The organism is Schumannella sp. GW821-FHT10F01 (assembly GCF_058809295.1).
The window spans coordinates 180,566-197,631 of the sequence record NZ_JBXASM010000001.1 but is presented as its reverse complement, the minus strand read 5'-3'; the positions used below and the strand labels follow the sequence as shown (position 1 = coordinate 197,631).

General features: G+C 74.8%; 18 protein-coding genes. 7 read left to right on the top strand and 11 right to left on the bottom strand.

Going from position 1 to position 17,066, the window contains the following annotated elements; translation table 11 throughout:
* Positions 1–5: 5 nt before the first annotated feature.
* The 5 genes from AC1RSJ_RS01040 to AC1RSJ_RS01020 all read left to right on the top strand — a co-directional run bounded on the left by AC1RSJ_RS01040 (position 6) and on the right by AC1RSJ_RS01020 (position 5,366).
* Positions 6–1,031: a 6-phosphofructokinase gene (locus AC1RSJ_RS01040; RefSeq protein ID WP_493116458.1), complete on the top strand. Its 1,026-nt coding sequence runs from the start codon at positions 6–8 to the stop codon at positions 1,029–1,031.
* An 85-nt stretch (positions 1,032–1,116) separates the two neighbouring features.
* Positions 1,117–2,100 (top strand): MDR family oxidoreductase, encoded by a 984-nt coding sequence (locus AC1RSJ_RS01035; protein ID WP_493116457.1) that lies wholly within the window; start codon positions 1,117–1,119, stop codon positions 2,098–2,100.
* Between the two features lie 5 nt (positions 2,101–2,105).
* Positions 2,106–2,507 carry a DUF1304 domain-containing protein gene (locus AC1RSJ_RS01030; protein WP_493116456.1) on the top strand — a complete coding sequence of 134 codons (402 nt, stop codon included), beginning with the start codon at positions 2,106–2,108 and terminating at the stop codon, positions 2,505–2,507.
* 139 nt (positions 2,508–2,646) lie between these two features.
* Positions 2,647–3,735, top strand: a complete 1,089-nt coding sequence (locus AC1RSJ_RS01025) for a CAP domain-containing protein (RefSeq protein WP_493116455.1) — start codon at positions 2,647–2,649, stop codon at positions 3,733–3,735.
* Positions 3,736–3,740: 5 nt separating this feature from the next.
* Positions 3,741–5,366, top strand: a complete 1,626-nt coding sequence (locus tag AC1RSJ_RS01020) for a cellulase family glycosylhydrolase (RefSeq protein ID WP_493116454.1) — start codon at positions 3,741–3,743, stop codon at positions 5,364–5,366.
* Positions 5,367–5,418: 52 nt separating this feature from the next.
* On the opposite strand, the gene hemL is transcribed toward AC1RSJ_RS01020, so the two are convergent.
* From hemL to hemE, 11 genes are read right to left on the bottom strand one after another with little or no spacing between them, the layout of a single operon-like run.
* A complete protein-coding gene (hemL, locus tag AC1RSJ_RS01015; RefSeq protein ID WP_493116453.1) occupies positions 5,419–6,747 on the bottom strand; it encodes a glutamate-1-semialdehyde 2,1-aminomutase in 1,329 nt (442 codons plus the stop codon).
* Between the two features lie 13 nt (positions 6,748–6,760).
* Positions 6,761–7,741, bottom strand: a complete 981-nt coding sequence (hemB, locus tag AC1RSJ_RS01010) for a porphobilinogen synthase (RefSeq protein WP_493116839.1) — start codon at positions 7,739–7,741, stop codon at positions 6,761–6,763.
* 17 nt (positions 7,742–7,758) lie between these two features.
* The gene (locus tag AC1RSJ_RS01005; protein ID WP_493116452.1) at positions 7,759–8,517 is read right to left on the bottom strand and encodes a uroporphyrinogen-III synthase; all 759 of its coding nucleotides are present in this window, start codon (positions 8,515–8,517) and stop codon (positions 7,759–7,761) included.
* On the bottom strand, positions 8,514–9,482 hold the full coding sequence (gene hemC / locus AC1RSJ_RS01000; RefSeq protein ID WP_493116451.1) for a hydroxymethylbilane synthase: 969 nt from the start codon (positions 9,480–9,482) through the stop codon (positions 8,514–8,516). The genes AC1RSJ_RS01005 and hemC overlap by 4 nt, the downstream gene beginning before the upstream one ends.
* On the bottom strand, positions 9,479–10,654 hold the full coding sequence (locus tag AC1RSJ_RS00995; protein ID WP_493116838.1) for a ferrochelatase: 1,176 nt from the start codon (positions 10,652–10,654) through the stop codon (positions 9,479–9,481). The genes hemC and AC1RSJ_RS00995 overlap by 4 nt, the downstream gene beginning before the upstream one ends.
* Before the next feature lie 20 nt (positions 10,655–10,674).
* Complete coding sequence (gene hemQ, locus AC1RSJ_RS00990; RefSeq protein WP_493116450.1) at positions 10,675–11,343, bottom strand: hydrogen peroxide-dependent heme synthase; 669 nt, start codon at positions 11,341–11,343, stop codon at positions 10,675–10,677.
* Between the two features lie 58 nt (positions 11,344–11,401).
* On the bottom strand, positions 11,402–11,635 hold the full coding sequence (locus AC1RSJ_RS00985; protein ID WP_493116449.1) for a DUF3618 domain-containing protein: 234 nt from the start codon (positions 11,633–11,635) through the stop codon (positions 11,402–11,404).
* Positions 11,632–12,066: a phage holin family protein gene (locus AC1RSJ_RS00980; RefSeq protein WP_493116448.1), complete on the bottom strand. Its 435-nt coding sequence runs from the start codon at positions 12,064–12,066 to the stop codon at positions 11,632–11,634. The genes AC1RSJ_RS00985 and AC1RSJ_RS00980 overlap by 4 nt, the downstream gene beginning before the upstream one ends.
* Positions 12,067–12,090: 24 nt before the next feature.
* Positions 12,091–12,444 (bottom strand): YtxH domain-containing protein, encoded by a 354-nt coding sequence (locus tag AC1RSJ_RS00975; RefSeq protein WP_493116447.1) that lies wholly within the window; start codon positions 12,442–12,444, stop codon positions 12,091–12,093.
* 45 nt (positions 12,445–12,489) lie between these two features.
* Positions 12,490–13,878 (bottom strand): protoporphyrinogen/coproporphyrinogen oxidase, encoded by a 1,389-nt coding sequence (locus AC1RSJ_RS00970; RefSeq protein WP_493116446.1) that lies wholly within the window; start codon positions 13,876–13,878, stop codon positions 12,490–12,492.
* 10 nt (positions 13,879–13,888) lie between these two features.
* On the bottom strand, positions 13,889–14,944 hold the full coding sequence (gene hemE, locus AC1RSJ_RS00965) for a uroporphyrinogen decarboxylase (RefSeq protein ID WP_493116445.1): 1,056 nt from the start codon (positions 14,942–14,944) through the stop codon (positions 13,889–13,891).
* Between the two features lie 181 nt (positions 14,945–15,125).
* Between hemE and AC1RSJ_RS00960 the strand changes: the two genes are divergently transcribed.
* Together AC1RSJ_RS00960 and AC1RSJ_RS00955 are read left to right on the top strand one after the other, a co-directional pair.
* Positions 15,126–16,403, top strand: a complete 1,278-nt coding sequence (locus AC1RSJ_RS00960) for a glutamyl-tRNA reductase (protein WP_493116444.1) — start codon at positions 15,126–15,128, stop codon at positions 16,401–16,403.
* Positions 16,400–16,996 (top strand): GNAT family N-acetyltransferase, encoded by a 597-nt coding sequence (locus AC1RSJ_RS00955; RefSeq protein WP_493116443.1) that lies wholly within the window; start codon positions 16,400–16,402, stop codon positions 16,994–16,996. Before AC1RSJ_RS00960 ends, AC1RSJ_RS00955 begins: the two co-directional genes overlap by 4 nt.
* The last annotated feature ends 70 nt before the right edge of the window (positions 16,997–17,066 follow it).

The window sequence follows — 17,066 nt, the reverse complement described above, 5'->3', positions numbered from 1 at the left end:
GGGTCATGAGCATCGGCATCCTCACCTCCGGCGGCGACTGCCCCGGGCTCAACGCGGTCATCCGCGCCGCGGTCCTCAAGGGCGCGATCGAGCACGACGAGACGTTCGTGGGCTTCAAGGACGGCTGGCGAGGCGTCGTGCAGGGCGATGTCGTGCCGCTGGGACGCCCGGAGGTCATGGGCATCTCGAAGCAGGGCGGCACCATCCTCGGCACCAGCCGCACCAACCCGTTCGAGAACGGCGGCGGCCCGGAGCGCGTGGCCGAGGTGATGGAGCAGCACGGCATCACGTCCATCGTCGCCATCGGCGGCGAGGGCACGCTCGCGGCGGCGAAGCGCCTCACCGACGAGGGCATCAAGATCGTCGGCGTGCCGAAGACGGTCGACAACGACCTGTCCGCCACCGACTACACGTTCGGATTCGACACCGCCGTGCAGATCGCCACCGACGCCATGGACCGCCTCCGCACCACCGGCGACTCGCACGGCCGGTGCATGGTCGCCGAGGTCATGGGCCGCCACGTCGGCTGGATCGCGCTGCACTCCGGCATGGCCGCCGGCGCGCACGCCATCCTCATCCCCGAGCGCAAGACGAGCATGGACGAGATCACCGGCTGGGTGGAGTCGGCCCGATCGCGCGGACGCGCGCCCCTCATCGTCGTCGCCGAGGGCTTCAAGCTCGACACCATGGACGACGCCCACTCCGAGCGCGGACTCGACGCCTTCGGCCGCCCCCGCCTCGGCGGCATCGGCGACATGCTCGCCCCCGAGATCGAGGCCCGCACCGGCGTCGAGACCCGCGCCACCACGCTCGGCCACATCCAGCGCGGCGGCACCCCGTCGGCGTACGACCGCGTGCTCGCCACCCGGTACGGCATGGCCGTCGTGGATGCGGTGCGCGAGGAGCGCTGGGGCCGCATGGTCGCGCTCCGCGGCACGCAGATCGTGCACGTGCCGTTCGAGGATGCGCTGGGCCGGCTGAAGACGGTGCCGCAGAGTCGGTACGACGAGGCTGCGCTGCTGTTCGGGTAGGCGGAAGTCGGACGGCTGAGCCTGTCGAAGCCTCACGCCGTCTGGTCGGGACCCGCTCCGCGGGATCCGGGATGAGGGGTCTGAGATGGTGCGAGCACTGGTCGTCGAGCGCGACGGCGATTCGTCCGACGTCAGCGTCGGCATCCGCGATCTGAGCCCGGACGACCTCGGCGAGGGGGATGTGGTCGTCGACGTGGCGTGGTCCGGGGTCAACTATAAGGACGGGCTCGCGCTGAGCGGCAGTCCCGGGGTCATGCGGGTGTCGCCGCTGGTGCCCGGGATCGACCTCGCGGGGACGGTGTCCGAGAGCTCGTCCGACGCGTGGTCGGCCGGCGACGAGGTGGTGCTGACCGGGGCCGGACTCGGCGAGACGCGCAACGGCGGCTACGCGGAGGAGGCCCGCGTGCCTGGCGAGCTGCTCGTCCGGGTGCCCGCGGCGTTCGGCACGCGCGGGGCGGCCGCGATCGGCACGGCGGGGTTCACGGCCGCGCAGGCGGTGCTCGCGCTGGAGCGCCACGGCATCCCCGACGGCCCGGTGATCGTCACGGGCGCGACCGGCGGCGTCGGCTCGATCGGGGTGGCGCTGCTCGCGCGGAGCGGCCGCGAGGTCGTCGCGGTCAGCGGCAAGCCCGAGCAGCACGACCTGCTGCGTCGCCTCGGCGCGTCCGAGATCCTGCCGCGGGAGGCGGTGGCGGAGGCCGGACGCCCGCTCCAGCAGCGGCGGTGGGCCGGTGCCCTCGACGGCGTCGGCGGCGCGGTGCTGCACAACCTGCTCGCGCAGACCGCCCAGTGGGGTGCGGTGGCCTCCTACGGGCTGGTCGGCGACGCCCGCCTCGACACGACGGTGCAGCCGTTCATCCTCCGCGGGGTGAGCCTGCTGGGCATCAACTCGGTCGAGGCGACGCCCGCGATGCGCCGCGACGTCTGGGCCCGGCTCGAGCGCGACCTCGACCCGGCGCTGCTCGAGGAGCTCACGACCGAGGTGGACCTCGACGGGGTCGCCGCGGCCGCCGCGGACATCCTCGCCGGCCGGCTGCACGGGCGCACCGTCGTGCGCGTGCGAGACTGATGGCGATGGCACCACTGACGATCGCCGGCACGGCGTTCGCCGCGATCGCGGCGCTCGTGCACATCTACATCTTCCTCGCGGAGAGCATCCTCTGGCGACGCCCCGCGACCTGGCGCCGCTTCGGCATCGCGAGCCAGGCGGATGCCGACACGGTGCGCCCGATGGCCTACAACCAGGGCTTCTACAACCTGTTCCTCGCCGTCGGCGTGCTCGTCGGCATCATGCTGCTGGCGCTGACCCCGTTCGCGAACGTGGGCATGGCCGTCATCGGCTTCGGGCTGCTGTGCATGCTGCTCGCGTCGATCGTGCTCGTGACCTCGCTGCCCGCGCTCTGGCGCGCCGCGGTGCTGCAGGGCGGGGCGCCGCTGCTCGGGCTGCTCCTCTACATCCTCGGCGCCGTTCTGTAGCACACCACGCCGGTGTACCCCGAAACGGGGGACTCGCGCCGTCTCGTGCGCCGCGGCATCCTTGACGGCGGGGGATGTGTGCCGTGTGCGATCTGCGCGCGGAGGGGCGCACGGTCGTTCCCCCATGGGGGAAATCAGGATGCAGAGCATCATCACGTCGCGGGTCGACCGTCAGCGCCGCAGGACGGCGCTGCTCATCGGGGTGATCGTCGCGACGCTGCTCGCCGTCGTCGCCGCGGTGCCGGCTCCCGCGCAGGCCGCCGCCCGTCCGTCGGACGAGAACGTGATCCTCCGGATCCTCGGCGACACGAACCGCCTCCGCATCGCCAACGGCCTCGCGCCGCTGTACCGCAGCACCGCGATCGACCAGGTAGCCGCGACGTGGTCGCAGCAGCAGGCCTCGAACCAGGCGATGAGCCACAACCCGAGCTTCGCGTCGCAGATCCCGTCGGGCTGGGCCCGCGCCGGTGAGAACGTCGCCTACGGCTACGACCCGGCCGGCACCTCCGAGGGGCGCCTTGCCGTGGTCACCGCGTGGAAGAACTCCCCCGGTCACCTCGCCAACCTCCTCGGCGACTACACCGACATCGGCATCGGCATCGCCTACGGCGCGAACGGCTACCCGTACTACACGCAGAACTTCGGGAAGTACCCGGCCGCACGCGCCGCCTCGACGAGCGCGCCGGCGATGCGGGCCGTGCAGCTCGAGGACGGCTCCACCGTCGACTGGTCGACCGGCCTCGCGCTGCCCGACTCCGGCAGCACGGCGCCCGCGCCGATCTACCGGTTCTGGAGCCCCGTGTTCTCCGGTCACTTCTACACGGCGAGCGCCGCCGAGCGCGACAGCGTCATCGCGAACATGCCCACGATCTGGAACTACGAGGGCGTCGCCTACGAGGCCGCGTCGTCGCCGCGGACGCCGGGCGTCGTGCCCGTCTACCGGTTCTGGTCGGACTCGAAGAAGGGCCACTTCTTCACCACCGACCGCGCCGAGCGCGATCGCGTCATCGCCACCTGGCCCGGCATCTGGAGCTACGAGGGCGTCGCGTTCTACACCTACCCGGCCGACTCGACCCAGGCGGACACGAAGCCCGTCTACCGCTTCTGGTCCGACGTCTACCAGCACCACTTCTACACGTCGGACCCGGCCGAGCGCGATCGCGTCATCGCCACCTGGCCCGGCATCTGGAGCTACGAGAAGGTCTCCTACCGCGTCTCGGCGGGCTGATCGCCATGACGGCGACGCGGCGGTGGCGGCCCTCCCGGGTCGTCAGGACCGCCCTGGTCGCCGGCGCGACCGCGGCTGTCGTGCTCGCCGGGGTGCTGAGCGGCCCCGCGACCCCGGACGCCGTCGCCGCGACCGGCGCGACGGCGCCGACCCCGGTCGTGCAGGGCGCGCGGCTCGTCGACTCCAGCACCGGAACCGCCTGGACCGCGCACGCGGTGAACGTGCCCGGCTTCGAGTACGCCTGCCAGCAGGGCTGGGGCTACTCGGGCAGCGCGACGGATGCCGCCTCCGTGCAGGCGATGCGCTCGTGGGGCGTCACCGCCGCGCGTGTGCCGCTCAACGAGGCGTGCTGGCTCGGAGCGGACGGCGCGCCCGCCTACGGCACCGCGGCCGGCTACCGCGCGGCGGTGACCGCCTTCGTCGGCCGGCTGACCGCCGCCGGCCTCGTCGCGATCGTCGACCTGCACTGGAGCTCGCCGGCCGGCACGGCCTCCGACGGCCAGCGCGCGATGGCGGATGCCCGCAGCGTCGACTTCTGGCGCGGGGTCGCCGGCGCCTTCGCGGCGAACCGCTCGGTGCTGTTCGAGGCGTTCAACGAGCCCTACTCGCGCGGCGCCTTCCGGCTGACCTGGGCGTGCTGGCGCGACGGCGGCTGCGCGGCGCCGGTCGAGAACGACACCCAGGCGACGCGGGGCGCGACGTATCCGGTGGTCGGCATGGCCGCGCTCGTCGCCGCGATCCGCTCGGCCGGCGCGCCGCAGCCGGTGCTGCTGGGCGGCCTCGACTACGCCAACGACCTCCGCGGCTGGCTCGCCGCGCGCCCCGATGACGGGCAGCTCGTCGCCGCCTGGCACAACTACCCCGGCCAGCGCTGCTCGACCGTGACGTGCTGGAACGCGGAGATCGCGCCGGTCGCCGCCACGGTGCCGGTGATCGCGACGGAGTTCGGCGAGACCGACGGCGGATCGTCGTTCCTCACGACGTTCATGAGCTGGGCCGACACCGCGATCTCCGGCTACGCGCCGTGGGCATGGTGGGACGTGGACGCGTCCGAGTCGCTCGAGAACAGCCGCTACGCCCTCATCGCCGACGCGACGACCTATGCGCCGAAGGCGCCGTCCGGCACCGCCTACCACGACCACCTCGCGTCGCTCGGGGGCGCTCCCGGCTCGACCGCGGGCGTGCCGGTCTACCGGTTCTGGAGCCCCGTCTACGCCGGGCACTTCTACACGGCGGATCCGGTCGAGCGGGACCGGGTCATCGCCACCTGGCCGAGCATCTGGCAGTACGAGGGCACGGCGTTCCGCACGCCCGCCGCAGGCACCGCCGGCACGGTGCCGGTGTACCGCTTCTGGTCGGACTCGAAGCGCGCGCACTTCTACACCGCGGATGCCGCCGAGCGGGACCGCGTCATCGCCACCTGGCCGGGCATCTGGCAGTACGAGGGTCCGGTCTGGTCCGCGTTCCCGGCCGACTCGACCGCGTCGGGCACGACGCCGGTGTTCCGCTTCTGGTCCGACCCGTACCAGCACCACTTCTACACCGCGGATGCCGCCGAGCGGGACCGCGTCATCGCCACCTGGCCCGGCATCTGGAGCTACGAGAAGGTCGCCTACCGCGTGCTCGGCTGAGCCGGCGCGACTCCGCCGATCGGCTCAGGTCGCCGCTCCGGCAGGTCGCGGCTCAGGTCGCGGCGGCCGCCGCCCGGGCCGCCCCCGGCAGCGCGGCCAGGATGCGGTCGATCGCCGCGTCGTCGTGCGCCGCGCTGAGGAACCAGGCCTCGAACACGCTCGGCGGGAGCGAGACCCCCTGCTCGAGCATCGCGGCGAAGAACGGGCCGTAGCGCCAGGACTCCTGGTCGCGGGCGTCGTCGTAGTCGCGCACCGGCTCCTCGCGGAACGCGACGGAGAACAGGCTGCCCGCACGCGAGATCGTGTGCGCGACGCCGGCCTCCGTCAGCGCGGCGTCGAGGCCGGCGGCGACCGCGTCCGCGGCGTGGCCCACCCGGCGGTAGACGTCGTCGGTCGCGTTCCGCAGCGTCGCGATGCCGGCCGCCACGGCGACCGGGTTCCCGCTCAGCGTGCCCGCCTGGTAGACCGGGCCGTCGGGCGCGAGCAGCTCCATGATCGCGGCGCGGCCGCCGAGCGCGGCGAGCGGCAGCCCGCCGCCGACGACCTTGCCGAACGTGACGAGGTCGGGCACCCAGCCGGCGCCGTCGGGCACGACGCGCGAGGCCTCGAGGCCCCACCAGCCGGCCGGGCCGACGCGGAAGCCGGTGAGGACCTCGTCGAGGATGAGCAGCGCGCCGTGCTGGTGCGCGAGCCGCAGCAGCGCGCGGTTGAAGCCGCGGGTCGGCGCGAGCACGCCGGCGTTCGCGCCGGCGGCCTCCGTGATGACCGCGGCGATCCGACCGGGGTGCGCCTCGAAGGCCGCCCGAACCGCGTCGAGATCGTTGTACGGCAGCACGAGCGTCAGCCCGGCGATGTCGGAGGGCACCCCCGCGGAGCCCGGCAGGCCGAGCGTGGCGACGCCCGACCCGGCCTCCGCCAGGAGCCCGTCCGAGTGCCCGTGGTAGTGGCCGGCGAACTTCACGATGACGTCGCGGGCGGTCGCGCCGCGGGCGAGGCGGATCGCCGTCATCGTCGCCTCGGTGCCGGTGGAGACGAGCCGCAGCCGCTCGACCTCGCGCGTGCCGTCGACGGTCGTGCGCTCGCGGATCAGCTCCGCCAGCTCGGTCTCGGCCGGGGTGGTGGCGCCGAACGAGAGCCCGCGCTCGGCGGCGCGCTGCACGGCCTCGACGACCGCCGGATGCGCGTGCCCGAGCAGCGCGGGACCCCAGGAGCAGACGAGGTCGACGTACTCGCGGCCCTCGACGTCGGTGACGTACGGCCCCCGGGCCGAGACGAGGAACCGCGGGGTGCCGCCGACCGAGCGGTACGCCCGCACCGGGGAGTTGACACCGCCCGGCAGCACCGCCCGCGCCCGCGTGAAGTGGAATGCGTTGTCGCCCACGGCGGGCCTCCGCTCAGTCCTGGCGGCGGATCAGCTCCGCCGCCTCGATCGCCCAGTAGGTGAGCACGGCCTCCGCGCCCGCCCGCCGGATGCCGGTCAGGGTCTCGAGGATCGCCCGCTCGCGGTCGATCCAGCCGTTCGCCGCGGCCGCCTCGACCATCGAGTACTCGCCGCTGATCTGGTAGCCCCAGACCGGCACCGGGCTCACCGCGGCCGCGTCGGCCACCACGTCGAGGTTGATCATCGCGGGCTTCACCATGACGACGTCGGCGCCCTCCTCGACGTCGAGCAGCACCTCGCGCAGGCCCTGGCGGCGGTTCGCCGGATCGATCTGGTAGCTGCGGCGATCGCCGGTGAGCGAGGACTGCACGGCCTCGCGGAACGGGCCGTAGAACGCCGAGGTGAACTTGGCGGCGTAGGCGAGCAGCGCGGTGCCCGGATGGCCGGCCTCGTCGAGCGCGGCGCGCACGGCGGCGGTCTGGCCGTCCATCATCCCGCTGAGCCCGAGCAGCGCCGAGCCCGCCTCCGCCTGCGCGACGGCCATGTCGCGGTAGCGGAGCAGGCTCGCGTCGTTGTCGACCCGGCCGTCGGCGTCGAGCACGCCGCAGTGGCCGTGGTCGGTGAACTCGTCGAGGCACAGGTCGGTCTGCACGACGAGCGCGTCGCCGGCCTCCTCGACGGCGACCCGGGTGGCGACGTTGAGGATGCCGTCCGGGTCGGTCGCACCGGAGCCGATCGCGTCCTTGCGCTCGGGCACGCCGAACAGCATCACGCCGCCGATGCCGGCCGCGGTCGCCCGGGCCAGCTCGACGCGGAGCGAGTCGAGGTCGTGCTGCACGACGCCGGGCATCGACGAGATCGGCACCGGGCCGCCCGACCCCTCGCGCACGAACAGCGGCAGGATCAGCTCAGCGGGGTGCACCCGGGTCTCGGCGACGAGCCGCCGCATCGCCGCCGTCTCGCGCAGCCGGCGAGGGCGGACGAGCGGATGCAGGGTGCGGTCGACGCCGGTCACGCGCTCTCCACGCAGTCGATCAGCGTGTCGATGAGCGAGTCGACGCTGCGCTCCTCGGCGATGCCGTCGACGACGAGCCCGGCGGCGCGGGCGTCGAACGCGGTGCGCGGGCCGATGCAGACGACGATCGTGTGCTCCGGCAGCGGTGCGAGCTGGTCGGCGACCTGCCGCGCGACGCTTCCCGAGGTCACGAGCAGCGCGCCGATGCGCCCGGAGGCGACATCCGCCCGCACGTTCTCGGCGACCGGCACGCCGACCGTGCGGTACGCGGTGACGAACTCGACGGCGAAGCCGAGGCGCGACAGGCCCGCGACCAGCGTCGGCTCGGCGATGTCGGACTGCGGGATGAGCACGCGGCCGCGGATGTCGCTGTGCGGCCACTCCTTGACGAGCCCGCGCGCGGAGTTGTCGCCCTCCGGCACGAAGTCGACGGCGTACCCGGCGAGCGACAGGGCGGCGGCGGTCGTCTCGCCGACGGCCGCGATGCGCGTGCCGGCGGGCACCCGCACGCGCTGGCTCATGAGCACGTCGACCGTCGTCGCACTCGTGACGACGAGCCAGTCGAAGCGGCCGGCCTGCAGGTCGGCGAGCGCCGCGTCGAGCGCCGCCGGGTCGTCGGAGGAGGCGAAGTTGATGAGCGGCGCGATGACCGGGATGGCGCCGTGCGTCCGCAGCGTGGCGGCGACGCCGTCGCCCCACTTGCCGCCGCGCGGCACGAGCACGCGCTGGCCGGCCAGCGGCTTCGGCGAGGTCACGGGGCCTCCTCGGGGTCGCCGGTGCGCACGGCGGTGCCCGCCGCGTCGGCCGGACCGGACGTGCCGAGCGGCGCGAGGTCCGCGGCGCCGGCCGCGAGCAGCTCGGTGGCGACGCGCTCCGCGAGCTCCGCCGCCGGATCGGCCGCGTCCTCCGGGTACAGCGCGTGCGAGGCGGTGAGCTGCTGGGCCCCGTCGGGCGAGTAGACGCGGGCGGTGAGGAAGAGCAGGCCGCCGTCCAGCACGGCGGTCGCGCCCACCGGGGCGGCGCAGCCGGCCTCGAGCCACGCGAGCACCCCGCGCTCGGCCGCGACGGTGAGCCGGGTCGGGCGGTGCTCGAGCTTCGACACGAGCGCCGCGTCCCCGGCGCGCACCTCGACGGCGAGTGCGCCCTGCCCGGGCGCGGTCGGCCAGTCGCCGAGGTCGAGCAGCTGGGTGATCGGCTCGAGCCGGTTCAGCCGCTCCAGCCCGGCGGCCGCCAGCACGACGGCGTCGAGCGCGCGCTCCGGGTCGTCGGCGCCGACCCGGGCGAGCCGGGTGTCGACGTTGCCGCGGATGTCGACCAGCACCAGGTCGGGACGCGCGGAAGCGAGCTGCGCGCGCCGTCGCGGCGAGCCGGTGCCGACGCGGGCGCCCTCCGGCAGGTGCTCGAGATCGAGCCCGTCGCGGGCGCAGAGCGCGTCGCGGGCGTCAGCCCGCTTCGGGATCGCCGCGATCTGGAGGCCCGGCGCGCTGGCGGTCGGGAGGTCCTTCAGCGAGTGGACGACGACATCCACCTCGCCGGCGAGGAGCGCCTCGCGCAGGGCCGACGCGAAGACGCCGGTGCCGCCGAGGGTCGCGAGCGACTCGGCGCTGCGGTCGCCGTCGGAGGTGATCTCCACCAGCTCCGCGCCGGGCAGGCGCGCGGCCACCCGCCCCGCCTGCGCGAGCGCGAGGGCGGAGCCGCGGGTGCCGATCCGGAGCGTCACGGGGCGATCCCCGCCGCGGCCGGCTTGAAGCCCGCCCGCACGTTCTCGCAGCAGCCGGGACGGCACACGTCGAACCACGGGCCGAGGTCCGTCTCGTGCGGCCGCTCGGCGGTCGGCGTGCCGTTCACGCGCTCGAGCACCAGGTCGACGAGCCCGGTCACGTAGGCAGGGTCGACGCCGGGCGTCGGCGTGCGGATGCCGATGAGCCCGTGCTCCTCGCAGGTCTCCAGCGCCTCGGTGTCGAGGTCCCAGAGCACCTCCATGTGGTCGCTGACGAAGCCGAGCGGCACGATCACGATGGCCGTGGCGCCCTCGGCGGCCGCCGCCGCGATGGCGTCGTTGATGTCCGGCTCCAGCCAGGGCTGCGTCGGCGGACCCGAGCGCGACTGGTAGACGAGCTGCCAGGGCAGACTGCTGCCGAGCTCGCGCATGATCTCGGTCGCGACGGCCTCGTGCTGGGCGGCGTACGCCCCGCCGGGTCCGAAGTCGCGGTCGCGCGGCCCGGACCGCAGCGCGTCCTCGGTCGGGATGCTGTGGGTCGAGAACAGCACGCGGATGCCCTCGTCCGCGACGCCGCGACCGGCCAGGTCGGCGAGCGCCGCCCGCACGCCCTCCGTGAACGGCGTGACGAAGCCGGGGTGGTCGAAGAACTGGCGCACCTTGTCGATGCGGATCGCGCCGGCGTGGCCGGTCTCCTCGAGCGAGCGCGCGAAGTCCTCGCGGTACTGGCGGCAGCTGGAGAACGAGCTGTAGGCGCTCGTCGCGAGCCCGATCAGCTGCGTGAAACCGCGCTCGGCGGCCTCGTCGAGCGCGTCGCCGAGGTACGGGTCCCAGTTGCGGTTGCCCCAGAGCACCGGCAGCGCGACGCCGCGGCGGGCCAGCTCGTCCTCCAGGGCGGCCTTGAGGGCGCGGTTCTGGGCGTTGATCGGGCTGACGCCGCCGAAGTGGCGGTAGTGGTGCGCCACCTCCTCGAGCCGCTCGTCGGGGATGCCGCGCCCGCGCGTCACGTTGCGGAGGAACGGGATGACGTCGTCCTGGCCCTCGGGCCCGCCGAAGCCGGCGAGCAGGATCGCGTCGTACGCGACCGGCACCTCGACGTGCTCGGGCCCGGCGGCGGCCGCCTCGGAGGCGTACGGGACGACCCCGTCCGCCTGCACGGTGCCGTTGCCGATCCCGGTCCCGCCGCCGGCCGTCACGACAGCACCTCGGGCAGGTCGGTCCACTCGATGCGGCGGCCCGCGAAGAACGGGACCTCCTCGCGCACGTGGCGGCGGGCCTCCGTGTTGCGCAGGTGCCGCATCAGGTCCACGAGGTCGACGAGCTCGTCGGCCTCGAGGGCCAGGATCCACTCGTAGTCGCCGAGCGCGAAGCTGGCGACCGTATTGGCCTGCACCTGCGGATACTCGGAGCCCTTGCGTCCGTGGTCGCGCAGCATCGTGCGGCGCTCGTCCTCCGGCAGCAGGTACCACTCGTAGCTGCGCACGAAGGGGTAGACCGTCACCCACTGCTTCGGGGGCAGGCCCTTCATGAAGGCCGGCGAGTGGTCGCGCGTGAACTCGGCCTCGCGGTGCACGCCCATCGCCGACCAGCTCGGCTCGAGCACGAGGAACGGGGGCAGCCGCCGGAGCGAGCGGATGGCCGCCTGCAGCGCCTCCGGCTCCTCGCCGGTCAGCCAGAGCAGGATGTCCGCGTCGGCGCGCATGGCGGAGAGGTCGTAGACGCCGCGGACCACGACGCCGCTCGCGTCGATGTCGGCGAGGGTGCGCTCCAGGCCGGAGAGCGATCCGTCGGAGGGCTCCGTGCGCCGGTACACCGCGTAGAGGGTGTAGCCGAGTCGCTCGGCGGAGGTGTCGGGACTCACCGTCCTATCCTCGCACCGTTCGGCTGAACCCTCCCGCGAGCCGTCTCGGCGACGCGGCTCAGCGCCGCGAGCGCGCGATGCCGGCGGCGATGAGGCCCCCGACCGCGACCACGGCGGCACCGGCCGCCGCGAGGAACGGCACCGGGTTCTCGGCGTACGAGTCCTGCGCCTTGCGGCTCAGCTCGCCGATCTTGCGCGGCACGTTCACCTTGTCCTCGATCGCGTCGAGCGTCTGGGCCAGTCGCTCCCGCGCATCCGCCGCAGCGGCGCGGGCGTCATCGGTGTTGCTCATCGGTAGTCCCCTCGCTTTCCCAGTCCCCTGATCGCACGGACGTCCTTCTGGAGGCTCTCGATCCCCTCGCTGGGGATCGGCGGGATGCCGTGCTTCATCCGCGACCAGCCGAGCAGGCCCAGCACGACCGCCACGATCAGCAGCACCGCGGAGACGATCAGCGCCGCGAGCCACGGGGGCATCACGGTGCCGAGCCCGAGGATCGCGGCCGTGAGCAGCGTGCCGACCATGAACAGCAGCACGCCGAGCGCGCCGACCAGCAGGCCGGCGCCGATGCCGAGCGCCTTGAGCTTGCCGATGAGCTCCGTCTTGAGCAGCTCGATCTCGGCGTGCACCAGGTCGGTGACGAGCTCCGGCAGCTCCGTGACGAGCGTCACGAGCGAGCGGCGGCGCGGCGCGGGGCGCGCGCCGGGTGCGGTGGGGTCAGGCATGAGGCTCGCGCCCTCCTGGTCGGTCTACAGGCTGGAGTCGGAGTCGCCGGAGGCGCTGCCGCCGCGCGTTCCGCCGGAGCGGGTGCCACCGGCGCGGCTCGAGGCCGAGCGGGTGGTCGAGCGCCTCGACGACGTGGCGGTGCCGCGGCGCGTGGCGGCGGTGACGGCCTTCTTGGCCGCCTCGCCGACGAGCTCGGCGACGTCCGGCGCGTGGTCCTTGACGAAGTCCTCGGCCTTGACGACCTGCTTCTGCACGCCCGGGCTGTTCCACAGGCGGGAGGTGGCCTTGGCGATCTGGTCGTAGCGCTCGCGACCCGCCTTCGCGCCCAGCACGTAGCCGACGCCGATTCCCACGACGAGCAGGATCTTGCCTCGCATGCGCTCTCCGATCATCAAGGCGTCCGGAAGGACGCGGTCCCCACGCTATTCCGGCGACGCCGCGGCCCGGTCCGTTCCCAGGATGCGTCCAGCGGCCTCCCGGGCACTCGCCACGACGGCCGCCAGCCCGGTGCTCGACCCAGCCTCCCCCACGCGGTGGCTCCCGTCAACGCCGCTCATGCCGCTCTCGGCATGAGCTCCCGTCAGCACCCGCGACCACGTGCGCACGTCCGACGCCAGCACCTCGCGCACGGTCGACCCGGTGAGCGCGTCGGCGTCGCGACGGGCGGTCTCGACGGCCCCGGCGTCGCCGCCGGCGGGCGCCTCGTCGTAGCTGAGCCGGAGCACGTGCCGGCCCGCCGCGGCCTGCCCCAGCCACGACCACTTGGCCGTCGCGTGCGTGAGGGCCCGGGCCTCGACATCCGGCGCCGCGGCCGCGACGAGCACGCCGGTGCCGCGCGGCGCCGCATCGAGCTCGGGGGCCTCGACGAGCAGTGTGACGAGCGTGATGCGGCGCACCGCCGGGTCGGCGCCGTCGGCGCCAGCGGCCGCGAGCACGACCTCGCCCTCGAGCTCCGTGCCGTCGGCGAGCCGCACGCGGTCGGCGTCCGCCTCGACCACGCGGACGCCGGTGCGGATGTCGCCGCCGAACCGGCGCAGGCTCGCCTCGAGCGCCTCCGCGAGCCGCCAGACGCCGCCGCGGATGCCCGCGACCTGCGAGCCGGCGGGCGCGGTCTCCCGCAGCACGCGCACCGCGTGGGCGAGCGATCCGCGCCGCAGCAGCTCGTCGCGGAGCCGCGGCTGGGCGCGCTCGACGGGCACGTCGTCCGGGTGGGCGGAGTGCACGCCGCGCACGACGGGCGCGACGAGCTGCTCGAGCACGCCGTCGCCCATCCGCCGCCGCACCAGCTCGCCGAGGGTCGCCGCCTTCGCACCGACGACCGAGGGGAGCAGCAGGTCGAGCTGGGCGCGGAACGCGGCCCGGCCCCCGATCGCCGCGATCACGTCGGCGGCCAGCGGGACCCCGGGGATGCCGAGCACGCTCGTCGCGGGGAGCGGATGCGTGCGGCCGTCCTCGCGGTGCAGCCAGGCGGGGTCGTCGCGCGGGGTCACGACGTCGTCGGCGAGGCCGAGCTCGGCGGCGAGCCGTGCCACCGTGCCGCCGCGCGTCGCGAACGACTCCGCCGCGGCATCCGTCACGACCTCGCCGAGGCGGAGCGGCACGACCTGCCCGCCGAGCACGTCGGACGCCTCGAGCAGCACGACCTCGCGGCCACCGCGCGCGAGATCGCGGGCGAGCACGAGGCCGGCGATGCCGCCCCCCACGACGATCACCGGACGGGGCGCCGCGTCCTCGTCGTCGCGCTGGTCCTCGTCCGCGAGCGCCGCGTCGTCCGCCGCCTCGGGACCGAGCCCGTCGCGCTCGTCGCTCACCGGCCGACCGTCACTCGCCGTGGACGGCGCGCACGATGCGGGTCAGCACGTCCGGGTCGGTCTCCGGGGGCACGCCGTGCCCGAGGTTCACGATGTGCGCGGGCGCGTCGCGGCCGCGGTCGAGCACGTCGCGCACGTGCGACTCGAGAGTCGACCACGGCGCCGAAAGCAGCGCGGCGTCGATGTTGCCCTGCAGCGGCGTCGTGCCGCCGAGCCGCTCGTTCGCCACGTCGAGCGGCAGCCGCCAGTCGACGCCGACCACGTCGGCGCCCGCGTCGCGCATGACGTCGAGGAAGTCGCCGCCGCCGAGCCCGAAGTGGATGCGCGGCACCTCGGTACCGCGGAGGGCGCTGAAGGCCCGCGTCGAGTGGGGCGCCACGCGGCGCTGGTAGTCGCGGCGGCTCAGCGATCCGACCCACGAGTCGAAGAGCTGCACGACGCTCGCGCCGGCGTCGACCTGGGCGCGGAGGAACGCGCCGGACACGTCGGCGCACCAGTTGAGCAGCGCGGCCCAGGTGCGCGGGTCCGAGTACATGAGCGAGCGCGCGCGGAGCTGGTCCTTCGACGGCCCGCCCTCCACGAGATAGCTCGCGAGCGTGAACGGGGCGCCCGCGAAGCCGATGAGCGGCGTGGAGCCGAGCTCCGCGACGGTCATCGCGACGGCCTCCCGGATCGGGTCGAGCGCCGCAGGGTCGAGCGGACGCAGCGCCAGCACGTCCGCCGCCGTGCGGATCGGGTGCTCGAGCACCGGGCCCCGGCCCGCGACGATCTCCACGCCGACGCCGGCCAGCTTCACCGGCACGACGATGTCGCTGAAGAACACGGCCGCATCGACGCCGTGGCGGCGCACCGGCTGCAGGGTGATCTCACTCGCGAGCGACGGGGTCAGGCAGGCGTCGAGCATCGCCGTGCCGACGCGCAGCTCGCGGTACTCCGGCAGGCTGCGGCCCGCCTGGCGCATGAACCAGACCGGCGGCACCTCGGGGCGGTCGCCGCGCGCGGCGCGGACCAGCGGCGAGGAGGCGGTGCGCCCGTCGACGAGCGGATGATCGGAGGGCAGCGGCACCCGTCCATCCTCCCACCCGAGCGATGCCCGCCCGCTGAGACCCCTCGGGTGGCTGGTCGGCACTCCGGATGGCTGAGCCTGTCGAAGCCCCGCCCTTCGACCGGCTCAGGGATCCGGGGCGGAAGCTGAGTGAGGACACCCTTCCTATCCCGGGCGCACCCGCGGTTCTACCATGAAATACGTGCTCGTCTGCCTCACGGCGAACCACCGCAATGCGGGGTTCGACCTCCTCGACCGCCTGTCGGTCGCGGCTCCGCAGGCGACCGCCGAGCTGGTCGCCACGGGCCCCGCGGTGCGCGGCGCCGTCGTGGTCGCGACCTGCAACCGCTTCGAGGCCTACCTCGACGTCGACGCGGAGGCGGAGGACGCCCCCGCCTCCGTCGACCACACGATCGCCGTGATGAGCGCCGCGGGCGGCGTGTCCGCCGACGAGCTGCGCGACGCGGTCTCCGTCGTCGTCGGCGACCGGGTTCCGCGGCACCTCTTCGCCGTGTCGGCCGGGCTCGAGTCGGTCGTCGTGGGCGAGGACGAGATCTCCGGCCAGGTCAGCCGCTCCTACGAGACGGCGCGCGGCGACGGCACGACCACGCCCGAGCTCGACCGGATGTTCCAGCGCGCGGCGCGCACCTCGCGCGCCGTGCGCGGCGCCGCCGACCTCGGCGGCGCGGGGCGCTCGCTGGCCCGGCTCGCCCTCGACCTCGCCTCGAGCCGCGTCACCGACTGGGCGCACGCCCGCGTGCTGCTCGTCGGCACCGGCACCTACGCCGCGACGACCATCGCCGCCCTGCACGACCGCGGCGCCGCCGACATCGGCGTCTACTCGGCCACCGGCCGCGCCGCGCTGTTCGCGGCCCGGTACGGCGTGCGCGCGGAGCCCTCCCTCCGCGACGCGATCGCCGCGGCCGACGTGATCATCACCTGCACCGCGCGCTACACCGTCGGGCCCGACGACATCGCCGAGGGCGGGCGCCGGCTCGTCATCGACCTCGGCCTGCCGCGCAACGTCGACCCCGCCGTCCGCTCCGTGCCGGGCGTCGAGCTGCTCGACCTCGAGATCATCGCGCTGCACGCGCCGCTGCCGGAGTTCGGCGCCGACGACGCCCGCGGGCTCGTCGACGACGCCGCCGCCGAGTTCGCGGCGGAGCGCGCAGCGGCCCCGTCGATCGTGGCGCTGCGCCGGCACGTGTTCGACGCGCTCGACGCCGAGATCGCCCGCGCCGAGAAGCGCGGCGCCGCCGACACCGACGGCACGGCGCGCACGATCGAGTCGCTGCGCCACCTCGCCGGCGTGCTGCTGCACACCCCGTCGGTGCGCGCCCGGGAGCTGGCCGCCGACGGCCGTGCCGACGAGTTCGCCGCCGGACTCGCCTCCGTGTTCGGCGTGACGCCCGCGGAGGACGCGGTGCCGATCGCCGGCGACGCCGCCCCCGACGCCGACCCGCACCGCGCCTCCGCGTGACCCTGTCGCCGCTGATCGCGCCGGATCTCGAGACGGCGCGGACGCGGCTGCGTCCGCTCGCCGACGCCGACGTCGCGGCGCTCGCGGAGTACCAGGCCGACCCGGAGGTCATCCGCTACCTGCCGTACGCCGCGCGCTCGCGGTCGGAGGTCGCCGAGTACGTGACGCGGTTCGCCGGCCGGCGACGGCTGCGCGACGACGCCGATCGCGTCGTCTATGCGATCCTCGCCGACGCGGCGACGGCCGCCGAGCTCGGGGTCGACGAGCGCTCCGCCCTCGGCGAGCTGCACCTCGTGCTGCACTCGGCCTCCGGTGCGGAGTTCGAGCTCGGCTGGGTGCTGCACCCGCGGGCGCAGGGCCGCGGCATCGCGCTCGAGGCCGCGCGGGTCGTGCGCGACCTCGCGCTCGACCACGGCGCCCACCGCATCCGGGCCGTGCTCGACCCGCGCAACACCGCGTCGGCGGCGCTCTGCGCGCGGCTCGGGATGCGGCAGGAGGCCCACCACCGCCAGGACTTCGCGGAGGTCGGCGGGGGCTGGTCGGACACCGCGATCTGGGCGCTCGTCGCGGGCGACGACCTCCCCGCCGGCTGAGTTCTGCGGACATCACCCTCGACACCCGGGCGCCCCGGCACCTAGCCTGGGGCGCACCACGGAGCCGGGG